We start from the raw sequence: 1,523 nt of genomic DNA on the forward strand, positions 1-1,523 counted from the left end.
TGGGTGTGTGTGTTTGTTTTGGTCTATTAGTACCAGTAGCCTTCACACCTTGCGGTGCGTCCAGGTCTGGCCTATCAACCCCATCGTCTTTGGGGGACCTCAAATGAAACCTCATCTTAAAACAGGCTTCCCGCTTAGATGCTTTCAGCGGTTATCCCTTCCGTACGTAGCCAACCAGCGATGCTCCTGGCGGAACAACTGGCACACTAGAGGTACGTCCGTCCCGGTCCTCTCGTACTAGGGACAGCCTTCTTCAAGTTTCAACGCGCGCGGCGGATAGAGACCGAACTGTCTCACGACGTTCTGAACCCAGCTCGCGTGCCGCTTTAATGGGCGAACAGCCCAACCCTTGGGACCTACTCCAGCCCCAGGATGCGACGAGCCGACATCGAGGTGCCAAACCATCCCGTCGATATGGACTCTTGGGGAAGATCAGCCTGTTATCCCCGGGGTACCTTTTATCCGTTGAGCGACACCACATCCACAAGTAGGTGCCGGATCACTAGTCCCGACTTTCGTCCCTGTTCGACATGTCTGTCTCACAGTCAAGCTCCCTTGTGCACTTACACTCGCTACCTGATTGCCAACCAGGCTGAGGGAACCTTTGGGCGCCTCCGTTACATTTTGGGAGGCAACCGCCCCAGTTAAACTACCCACCAGGCACTGTCCCCAACCCAGATCATGGGCCAAGGTTAAGGTATCCAATCCGATCAGAGTGGTATTTCAACAACGACTCCACGCGTGCTGGCGCACACGTCTCATAGTCTCCCACCTATCCTACACAAACCGAACCGAACACCAATACCAAGCTATAGTGAAGGTCCCGGGGTCTTTTCGTCCTGCCGCGCGTAACGAGCATCTTTACTCGTAGTGCAATTTCACCGGGCCTGTGGTTGAGACAGCAGAGAAGTCGTTACGCCATTCGTGCAGGTCGGAACTTACCCGACAAGGAATTTCGCTACCTTAGGATGGTTATAGTTACCACCGCCGTTTACTGGGGCTTAAATTCTCAGCTTCGCAGTCAAAGACTACTAACCGGTCCTCTTAACCTTCCAGCACCGGGCAGGCGTCAGTCCATATACATCAACTTAACGTCTTCGCATGGACCTGTGTTTTTGATAAACAGTCGCTTCCCTCTATTCTCTGCGACCCCACAACCCACAACACCTGCAAGAAGTGTCAAAGTCGTGTGGTCCCCCTTCTCCCGAAGTTACGGGGGCATTTTGCCGAGTTCCTTAACCACAGTTCACCCGAACGCCTTAGTATTTTCAACCTGACCACCTGTGTCGGTTTAGGGTACGGGCCATACATCCACATCGCTAGAGGCTTTTCTCGACAGTACTAGATCACCAACTTCACCCACACTCGGGCTACGCATCACGCCTCAGGTATTACGGTGTGCGGATTTGCCTACACACCACCTCACACGCTTACACCAACAATCCACTAAGCGGCATGGCTACTACACTGTGTCACCCCATCACTTGAACCACACATCAGGCCCCACGACATCAACAACCACC

1 rRNA gene is annotated in these 1,523 nt (G+C 53.4%); it reads right to left on the reverse strand.

The features are described 5' to 3' along the window. Nucleotides 1-5: 5 nt before the first annotated feature. Nucleotides 6-1,523, reverse strand: a 23S ribosomal RNA gene (locus HMPREF2967_RS13235); the annotation flags it as partial.

This window comes from Corynebacterium sp. HMSC059E07, from assembly GCF_001814395.1.
Taxonomy (GTDB): domain Bacteria; phylum Actinomycetota; class Actinomycetes; order Mycobacteriales; family Mycobacteriaceae; genus Corynebacterium; species Corynebacterium hesseae.